The organism is Streptomyces hydrogenans, from assembly GCF_014656075.1.
Classification (GTDB): domain Bacteria; phylum Actinomycetota; class Actinomycetes; order Streptomycetales; family Streptomycetaceae; genus Streptomyces; species Streptomyces hydrogenans.
On record NZ_BNBS01000198.1, the window covers coordinates 1 to 9,350 of the forward strand.

Below are 9,350 nucleotides of genomic sequence, written 5' to 3' on the forward strand. Positions count from 1 at the left end.
CGCGCCGCCGCCCGCGCGCGGGGCGTGGGCCACCGGGCGCGAGGTGCTGCGGGAGGCCGCGACCACCGAGCCGGGCCGGCTGCGGATCCTGGGCGCCGTCCTCGCGCTGCTCGTCCTGGCGCTGGGCACGGTCGCCGGCCTGGAGGCCGCCGACCGGACCACCTCGGCCGAGGACGTCGTCGGGCGCAGCCAGCCGCTGAGCGCCGACGCCGCCGCGATCTACCGCTCCCTGGCCGACGCCGACTCCACCGCCGCCGCCGGCTTCCTCGCCGGCACCCTCGAACCGGCCGAGTCCCGCGCCCGCTACGACCGGGACCTGGCCACCGCCTCCCGACTGCTGGTCAAGGCCGCGGCGAACACGAACGGCTCCGACGAGTCCGCCCGCGAGATCACCGCGCTCAACGAACTGCTGCCGCGCTACGCGGGCCTCATGGAGCGGGCCCGGGCCGCCAACCGGCAGGGTCTTCCGCTCGGCGGCGCGTACCTGCGGTACGCCAACCAGGAGATGACGACCCGCCTGCTGCCCGCCGCCGAGCGGCTGTACGCGGCGGAGACCGCCCGGCTGCACCGGGACGACGACGAGGCCCGCGCCTGGCCGTACCTGGCGCTGGGCGCCGGGGCGCTCGCCCTCGGGGTCCTGGTCTGGGCGCAGCGGCGGGAGTACCGGCGGACCAACCGGGTGTTCAGCCGGGGGCTGCTCGCCGCGACCGCCGCCTCCCTGCTGGTGCTGCTCTGGCTGGCCGGGGCGCACACCGTGGCCCGCGCCGGCCTGGGCTCCGCGCGGACCGAGGGCCAGCAGTCGCTCCAGCTCCTCAACGAGGCGCGGATCAGCTCCCTCAAGGCCCGGGCCAACGAGAACCTGACGCAGGTCGCCCGGGGCGCCGTCCTCACCGAGGACGGCAAGAACGACAAGTACGAGGCGGAGTACGCGACGGGCATGGCGGCGCTCACCGACGCTCTCGCCCGCGCCACCCGGCTCGCCGACGACGAGGCCGGGCGGGCGCCGCTGACCGAGGCGACGGCCCGGGCCCGCGAGTGGCAGGAGCGGCACGCCGCCGCCCGGGAGCTCGGCGAGGCGGGCGACTACCAGGGCGCCCTCGACCGGATCATCGGCCCGAAGGGGACCGCGGAGCCGAAGGACTCGGCCGGCTGGTCCTTCGACCAGGTCGACGCGGCCCTGGAGCGGGCGCTCGCGCACGAGCAGGAGCAGTTCACCGGCTCCGCGCGCGGAGCGGTGGACGCGCTGACCGGACTGCCGCTGGGCGCGGCCGCGCTGGGCGCCCTCGGCGCCCTCGGCGCGGTGCTCGGCATCAACCGAAGACTGTCGGAGTACCGGTGAGAGGGGGCGGAATGACCCACGACGGCGAGCCGGTGGCGCGACGGGCGGCACGGCGCCTGCGGGGCTGGGGCGGTGTGGCCGCGATGGGCGCGGCCTGCGCGCTGACCGCCTCCCTCACCCTGCTGCCGCTGGCCCGGGACGCGGCCGACGCGGGCACGCCCGCCGGACCGTTCGGGCCGGGACCGGGCGTGGCCACCGGCCTCCAGGTCAAGGCCGACACCTGCGCGCACCCGGAGGCGTCGCTGCGGCCCTCGACGGAGGACGGCCCCTCGGTCGCCGCGATCAAGCAGCGGGGCAAGCTGATCGTCGGCGTCGACCAGTCCAGCTACCGCTGGGGCTTCCGCGACCCGGAGACCGGCACGCTGGAGGGCTTCGACATCACCCTGGCCCGGGCGATAGCCAAGGACCTCCTGGGCAGCGAGGACGCGGTGGTCTTCCGCGCCGTGCCCACCAACCAGCGGATCGCGGCGCTGGACAGCGGCAAGGTGGACCTGGTGGTCCGCACGATGACGATCAACTGCAAGCGGATCGAGCAGGTGGCCTTCTCCACCGCCTACTTCCAGGCCGGACAGCAGGTCCTGGCGCCCAAGACCTCCCCGATCACCGGCTACGACGCCTCGCTGAAGGGCCGGCGGGTCTGCACCGCCGAGGGCTCCACGGCCCACGACGCCCTGGAGGAGAAGTCCTTCGGCGCGGTCATCAGGGACGAGGGCGACGGCACCCCCGCCGACCGCAACCTGCTGACCGTGCCCAACCAGCTGGACTGCCTGGCCCGGCTCCAGATGGGCGAGGTCGACGCGGTCGTCACCGACAACGCGCTGGCGGCCGGCCAGGCCGCGCAGGACCCGGCGGTGGAACTCAAGGGGACGCCGTTCACCAAGGAGTACTACGGGGTGGCGGCGAAGCTCGGCAACGACGACCTGGTGCGCCGGGTCAACAAGGTCCTGGAGGACTACCGCAAGGGACGCTGGCAGGAGGCGTACGGCATCTGGCTGGAGGCCGGGCTCGGGAAGGCCGAACCGCCCGAGCCGCTGTACCGCTAGACCGGGTCCCCCGCACGAACGAACGAGATGAGGAGAGCGATGGGCGTCACGGGACCCCCCGGGCCGGTGATGGACCGGGACGAGGTGGACCGTGCGCTGGCGCGCCTCGGCGCGGAGCACAAGGCGGTCGAGGACTCGCTCCTCGCGCTCCAGGACCACGCCGGTCGGCGGCTCCTCGAAGGTGCCGGGCTGACCGGCACCACCCGGGAGCGCTGGGCGGAGACCGAGCGGGCCATCACCCTGCTCTGGAGCTGCTTCGACGCCTACACGGCGGCGCTGCGGGAGGCCCGGGAGGTCCGGTCGCGGCACAAGTGGCCGAACCGGGAGGAGCTGGCGGAGTTGACCGAGCGGCTGCGCGGCGACACGGTGCACGTGCCCGGCGGCGCCGGCGAACAGCCGCTGCTGGCCGAGCGGTTCACCCTCGACGGGCTGGTGCGGCGGATGAACGAGCTGTACGCCGCCTCGCTCGACGTGGTCGTCACGGCGGACGCCGTGTGGTCGGCGCTGCCCGCGCGGATAGACCTGCTCGCGGCCGAGCTGGGCCGGACCCGTTCGCTCGCGCACTCGGTCGGGGTGCGCCCCGGCGAGCACCCGGCCGGCGACGAGCTGGAGTCGATCACGGCCGAGCTGACCGAGCTGCGGTCCGTCGTGGTGACCGACCCGCTGGCGTTCTGGCGCCCGACGGCGGGCAGTTCGGCGCCCGGCGGGGGCCGTCCCGACACCGTGCGGTACGACCGGGCGGCGCTCGCGCTGGAGGACGTGCGGCGGGAGATCGAGGCGGTCCTCGCGGTGCGGCAGGACTCCGAGGATCGGCTGCTGCGGCTGCGGGACGTGCTGTCCCGGGCTGACCGGACGCTGGCCGAGGCCCGGGTGGCGCGCGGCGAGGTGCTCGCGAAGATCGCCGCCTCGGAGGTGCCGGCCGTGAGCGGGCCGCCGACCGCGCTCCAGGAGCGGCTCCAGGCCGCCGCCGAGTACCGCCGGCACGCGCTGTGGCACCGGCTCTCGCCGCTGCTCGACGCGCTGGAGCGGGAGGCGGAGGAGGAGTTGCTGCGGGCCCGGGACTCGCTGACGGCGGTGACGGCTCCGCTCGCGGTGCGGGCGGAGCTGCGCGGCCGGCTCGACGCGTACCGGGCGAAGGCGACCCGGCTCGGCGGGGCGGACGACCCGTTCCTCACCGAGCGGTACGACACGGCGCGCCGGATGCTGTGGAGCGCGCCCTGCGACCTGCGGGCGGCGGAACAGGCCGTGCTGCGCTACCAGGGGGCGGTGGCCGAGCTGCTGTCCGGTCCGTCGGACACGGGAGGACGACAGTGGTGAGCGGTCAGGCGGCGGGCGGGGCGGGCGGCTGCCAGCGGCCCGCGTGCGAGGGCGCGTACGAGGACGTGGGCGGCGGCGAGCTGTACTGCGACACCTGCGGGCTCGCGCCGGTGGTGGCGCCCAGCGGCCGGCTCCAGGCCAACCCGACCGGGATCGCGGTGCCCGGGAAGCGCGGCACCGGCACGGGCGCGGGCCTCGGCACGCCGTCCGAGGCGGCGGCCTGGGGGCCCGACTCGTCGTCCGCGCACAGCTCTTCGCGGGCGTCCTCGCGGGCCTCCTCCCGCTCCTCGTCCTCGCGCCGCTCGGTCTCCGGACGGCTGTCGCGGGCGCTGTCCGGGCAGGCCACGGGCCGCTCGGTGTCGGTGCGCAGCTCCGGTTCGTCGACCGCGCAGTCGGCGCGCAAGCGGCTGGGCGCGGGGCTGGTCTCGATCCCGGAGGTGCCGCGCCCCGACCCGCGAGCGGCGGTGATGGCGAACCCCGAGGTGCCCGAGCGGAAGCGATTCTGCTCCCGCTCCGACTGCGGTGCTCCGGTGGGCCGTTCGCGCGGCGACCGGCCGGGCCGCACCGAGGGCTTCTGCACCTCGTGCGGGCACCCGTACTCCTTCGTGCCGAAGCTGCGGGCCGGTGACGTGGTGCACGGGCAGTACGAGGTGGCGGGCTGTCTCGCGCACGGCGGGCTCGGCTGGATCTACCTCGCCGTCGACCGGGCCGTCTCGGACCGCTGGGTGGTCCTCAAGGGCCTGCTCGACACCGGCGACCAGGACGCCATGGCGGCGGCGATCTCGGAGCGCCGCTTCCTCGCCGAGATCGAGCACTCCAACATCGTCCGCATCTACAACTTCGTCGAGCACCTCGACCCGCGCACCGGCTCCCTCGACGGCTACATCGTCATGGAGTACGTCGGCGGCAAGTCCCTCAAGGAGATCGCCAACGACCGGCGGACCCCCCAGGGCCGGCGCGACCCGCTCCCCGTCGAGCAGGCGTGCGCCTACGGCATCGAGGCGCTGGAGGCGCTCGGCCACCTGCACAGCCGCAACCTGCTGTACTGCGACTTCAAGGTGGACAACGCGATCCAGTCCGAGGACCAGCTCAAGCTCATCGACATGGGCGCGGTCCGGCGGATGGACGACGACGAGTCGGCGATCTACGGCACGGTCGGCTACCAGGCGCCCGAGGTCGCGGAGGTCGGCCCGTCGGTCGCCAGCGACCTGTACACGGTGGCCCGCACCCTCGCCGTGCTCACCTTCGACTTCCAGGGCTACACCAACGTCTTCGCGGACTCGCTGCCCGAGCCGCAGCACATCGACGTCTTCCAGCGGTACGAGTCGTTCTACCGCTTCCTGGTGCGCGCCACCGACCCGGACCCGGCGCGCCGCTTCGCCTCCGCCGAGGAGATGGCGGAGCAGCTGACCGGGGTGCTGCGGGAGGTCGTGGCGCTCCAGTCCGGGCGGCCCCGGCCCGCGCTGTCCACGCTCTTCGGCGCCGAGGTGCGGGTCACCGACACCGTGCTCTTCGCCGAGCGGACCGAGGACGTGTCGGTGCTCGGCGCCCGCCGCACCGGCCGGGCCGCTCCCCCGGCCGCGGCGGGCATCCCGGCCGGGCAGCAGCTCGCCTCGCTGCTCGCCCCGCTCGACGTGGCGGCCACCGCGCTCGCGCTGCCGGTCCCCCGGGTCGACCCGGCGGACGCCAACGCCGGCTTCCTCGCCGGCCTGCTGGCCGCCGCGCCCGCCGAACTCCTCGGGGCCCTGCGGGCCGCGCCCGCCGACACCCCCGAACTGCGGCTGCGCGCCCTGCGGGCCCAGCTCGACCTGCGGGACCTGGTCTCCGCCGGGCAGACCCTGGGCGCCCTGGAGCAGTGGGACGCCGACGACTGGCGGGTGGTCTGGCACCGGGGCGTGGCCTCGCTGGTGGGCGGCGACCTGACACACGCGGCGCTCGCCTTCGACGCCGTCTACGACGCCTTCCCCGGCGAGCCCGCGCCCAAGCTGGCGCTCGGCGTCTGCGCCGAGGTGCTGGGCCAGCTCGACAACGCGGCCGAGTACTACCACCTGGTGTGGGCCACCGACCCCGGCTTCGTCAGCGCCGCCTTCGGGCTCGCCCGGGTGCGGCTCGCGGCCGGGGACCGCACGGGTGCGGTCGCCGCGCTGGAATCCGTACCGGAGTCGTCCATCCACTACACGGCGGCCCGGGTCGCGGCCGTCCGGGCGCGGCTGCGGCGGCGCCCGCCGCACGAACCGCTCGGCGCCGACCTGACGGCGGCCGCCGCGCAGGTCTCGGCGCTGGGCGGCTTCGGGCTCGACCCGGTGCGCCGGGAGCGGTTGTCGACGGAGGTGCTCGGTACCGCCCTCGACTGGGTACTCTCCGGGAGTCCCGGTGCCGCGCCGGGCGGCGGGGAGCCGCTGCTCGGGAGCGCCCTGGACGAGAGCGGGCTCCGCTTCGGCCTGGAGCGCGCCTACCGGGTGCTGGCCCGGCTCGCCCAGCGGGGCGAGGAGAGGATCGAACTGGTGGAGCGGGCCAACCGCTACCGCCCCAGGACGTGGGTGTGAGGATGGACCAGAAGCCCCAGCCGCCGTCGCACGGCCTCGCCGCCTGCCCGAACCCGGAGTGCGCGGAGCCCGTGGACCCCAGGGACCGCTACTGCGGGGCCTGCGGCTACGACCTGTCGGCCACCGTGGAGCCGCCCGGCGGCCAGGACCGGCCGACCATGCCGATCGCCGCGCCCGTCTGGCCCGAGGCGCCGCCCCGGGACCCCGGCTCGCTGTCGACGCTGACCCAGCACCCCGGCGAGCTGCCGGGCACGGACTCGGGCGGCCGGGACCTGCCGACGGTGCCGGTGCGCACGGACGGACCGGTCGCGGCACCGGAACCGTCCGCGGCTTCGGCACCGGTCGCCGCCCCGGCACCGTCCGCGCCCCCCACGCCCGCGCCGACGCCGGAGGCCGGGCCGGAGCCCGTGCCGCCGAGCGGGGAGACGGTGCGGGGCGGCGGCGACTTCGAGCTGGCCGCGCCCGACCCGCGGGTGGCCGTGCGGGTGGACCCCGCGACGGCGGCCCCCGCTGCGGCCCCGGGAGCGGACCCCGGGGAGCCGGCCGAGGGGACCTGCGTGGCCTGCCGCGCCGGACGGGTCGACGGGGACGGGTACTGCGAGAACTGCGGGCACGCCCAGCCCCGCGAGCGCGACCACATGGAGCGCGAGCTCGGCACGGTCGCCGCGGTCAGCGACCGGGGCCTGCGCCACCACCGCAACGAGGACTCCTTCGCGCTCACCGAGACCAGCCTGCCCGACGGGCGGCCGGCCACCGTCGCGATCGTCTGCGACGGCGTCTCCTCCGCCCACCGCCCCGACGAGGCGTCCGCCGCCGCGGCCCGCGCCGCCGGCGCCGTGATCGGCGAGGCCCTGCCGCGCGGCACCCACCCGCAGCAGGCGATGCACGAGGCGATCGTCGCCGCCGCCGAGGCCGTCACCGCGCTGGCCCGCACCGGCGGGGACGGCGCCGACGCCCCGCCCGGCGGCAACTCCCCCGCCTGCACCATCGTCGGATCCGTCGTCACCGACGGGCTGCTCGTCGTCGGCTGGGTCGGCGACAGCCGCGCCTACTGGGTGCCCGACGACCGGACCGCGCCCGCCGCCCGGCTCACCGAGGACGACTCGTGGGCCGCGCAGATGGTCAAGGCGGGCCTGATGAACGAGGCGCAGGCGTACGCGGACGAGCGGGCCCACGCCATCACCGGCTGGCTCGGCGCCGACGCGTACGAACTGGAGCCGCACACCGCCGCGTTCAAGCCCGACCGGCCGGGGGTCGTCGTGGTCTGCACCGACGGGCTGTGGAACTACGCCGAGGCCGCCGAGGCGATGGCCGGGGCCCTCCCCGCCGACGCGGCGCTCCGGCCGCTGCACGCGGCGCGGGTCCTCGTCGGCCACGCCCTCGACGGCGGCGGACACGACAACATCACGGTCGCGCTGACGCCGTTCACGCCGCCGCCCGCGGGGGCAGGCTCTTCCTGACCCCCCGTCACCACTCGCGCCAGCACGCCCCTCCGAGGAGCCGAAACCAGATGGCGAACTTCGCCAAGCCGTCCGTGCCGCAGTTCTCGGTGGACGTCTACCAGAACGAGTACCTGCCGGTCGGCGGGCGGGACGTCGACGCCGTGGTCACCGTGACCGCGACCGGCGGCGGCACCAGCGGGGCCACCGGGGTCACGGCCGGCGGACCCGCCGGAGTGGTGATCATGGTCGACTGCTCGGGCTCGATGGACTACCCGCCGACCAAGATGGAGGGCGCCCGGGCCGCCACCGCCGCCGCGATCGACACCCTCCGCGACGGCACCTCCTTCGCCGTCGTCGCCGGCAACCACGTCGCCACCCCGCTCTACCCCGGCGACGGACGCCTCGCCGTCGCCGGCGCCCGCACCCGCGCCGAGGCCAAGGAGGCGCTGGGCCGGCTCCACGCCGACGGCGGCACCGCGATCGGCACCTGGCTGCGGCTGGCCGACGCGCTCCTCGGCGGCGAGGACCTGGTCATCCGGCACGCCGTGCTGCTCACCGACGGGCGCAACGAGCACGAGTCGCCCGAGTCGCTGCGGGCCGCGCTCGACGCCTGCGCGGGCCGCTTCACCTGTGACGCGCGCGGCGTCGGCACTGACTGGGAGGTCAAGGAGGTCACCGGGATCGCCTCGGCGCTGCTCGGCTCCGCCGACATCGTCGCCGACCCGGCCGGTCTCGCCGCCGACTTCACGGCCATGATGGAGAACGTCATGGGCAAGGGCGTCGCCGACGTGGCCCTGCGGCTGTGGACGCCGGTCGGCGCGGAGGTCGTCTTCGTCAAGCAGGTCGCCCCCGCGGTCGCGGACCTCACCGGCCGGCGCGCCGACACCGGGCCGCGCGCCGGGGACTACCCCACCGGCTCCTGGGGCGACGAGTCCCGCGACTACCACGTGCGCGTGCGGGTGCCGGCGAACGCGGTCGGGCAGGAGATGCTCGCCGCCCGGGTCTCCCTGATCGTCCCCGACCCGGCCGGCGGCGACGCCCGGCCGGTGTCCCAAGGGTTGATACGGGCGGTGTGGACGCACGACGTGGCGATGACCACGGCCATCAACCCGCAGGTCGCGCACTACACGGGCCAGGCGGAACTCGCGGACGCCATCCAGGCCGGTCTGGACGCCCGCAAATCGGGCGATCAGGACGGAGCGACCGCGAAACTGGGCCGCGCGGTGCAGCTGGCGGCCGCCTCCGGGAACGCGGACACCGCGAAACTCCTTTCGAAGGTGGTGGACGTGGTCGACGCGGCGGCGGGTACTGTGCGGTTGAAGGCGAAGGTCGCGGAGGCGGACGAGATGACACTCGAGACCCGCTCCACCAAGACCGTTCGCGTCAAGAGGTAGCCCGGCCAGCGGGCCGGACGACGAGAGGGGGAAGCACCGACATGCCGACCTGCCCGAACGGACACCAGTCGGTCTCCGACGACTGGTGCGAGGTCTGCGGCCATCGCATGGCCGGGGCGGGTGCGCCGGCGGGTGCCGTACCGCCGCCTCCCCCTCCGCCCCCCGGCCCCCCGGGCCCTCCCGGACCCCCCGGCCCGCCGCCCCCGGCGTACGGCTACCCCCACCCGACCCCCGCCGCCCCCGGCGGCCCGGACCGCCCCGGCTTCCCC

Annotated in this window: 6 protein-coding genes; all 6 read left to right on the top strand. The window is 76.2% G+C overall.

The window, feature by feature from the left end:
• Positions 1 to 1,339: GlnX family signal transduction membrane protein (locus tag IE321_RS39400; protein ID WP_229916784.1), on the top strand; the 1,339-nt coding region annotated here is incomplete at its 5' end.
• An 11-nt stretch (positions 1,340 to 1,350) separates the two neighbouring features.
• Complete coding sequence (locus IE321_RS39405) at positions 1,351 to 2,382, top strand: glutamate ABC transporter substrate-binding protein (protein ID WP_190226472.1); 1,032 nt, start codon at positions 1,351 to 1,353, stop codon at positions 2,380 to 2,382.
• 39 nt (positions 2,383 to 2,421) lie between these two features.
• A complete protein-coding gene (locus IE321_RS39410) occupies positions 2,422 to 3,699 on the top strand; it encodes a coiled-coil domain-containing protein (RefSeq protein WP_190226473.1) in 1,278 nt (425 codons plus the stop codon).
• Positions 3,696 to 6,245, top strand: coding sequence for a serine/threonine-protein kinase (locus IE321_RS39415; protein WP_190226474.1), 2,550 nt, complete (start codon positions 3,696 to 3,698; stop codon positions 6,243 to 6,245). The genes IE321_RS39410 and IE321_RS39415 overlap by 4 nt, the downstream gene beginning before the upstream one ends.
• A 2-nt stretch (positions 6,246 to 6,247) precedes the next feature.
• Positions 6,248 to 7,705 carry a PP2C family protein-serine/threonine phosphatase gene (locus IE321_RS39420; RefSeq protein ID WP_190226475.1) on the top strand — a complete coding sequence of 486 codons (1,458 nt, stop codon included), beginning with the start codon at positions 6,248 to 6,250 and terminating at the stop codon, positions 7,703 to 7,705.
• A gap of 50 nt (positions 7,706 to 7,755) precedes the next feature.
• Positions 7,756 to 9,081: a vWA domain-containing protein gene (locus tag IE321_RS39425; RefSeq protein ID WP_190226476.1), complete on the top strand. Its 1,326-nt coding sequence runs from the start codon at positions 7,756 to 7,758 to the stop codon at positions 9,079 to 9,081.
• Positions 9,082 to 9,350 lie beyond the last annotated feature (269 nt).